At 70.9% G+C, this 309-nt stretch carries 1 pseudogene; it reads left to right on the top strand.

Features of this window, described 5'->3' with window-relative positions:
• A pseudogene (locus tag RB628_RS41850) lies at window positions 1–309 on the top strand (hypothetical protein); the annotation flags it as partial.

Here is a 309-nt window from a genome sequence, read left to right as displayed (position 1 = left end):
AGGCCCTGGCAGACAGGGCGCTGGCCAGGGGCCGTGAGGCGCAGGCCGATCTGTCGTCGGCCAAGTCCCGTCTCTCGTCGGCTGATTCGTGGGTGACGCGGGCGGCGAAGGAGTCGGACAAGTACAAGGACGATCCGACCGGCGGCAAGGCCGCGGAGTCGCCTGACGAGGCGAAGGTCCGGGCTGCCACCCGGGATGCCCAGCACGCCAAGTCGGCGCAGAGCAGTGCCCAGTCGGACGTGGACGGTGCGCAGTCGGCGCTGGACGCGGCGAAGAAGATGGCCGAGGACGCGCGCAGGATGCGTGAGG

Source organism: Streptomyces sp. ADMS, assembly GCF_033441795.1.
Classification (GTDB): Bacteria; Actinomycetota; Actinomycetes; order Streptomycetales; family Streptomycetaceae; genus Streptomyces.
Note: the sequence above shows the minus strand (reverse complement) of the source record. Positions and strands in the feature narration are given on the sequence as shown.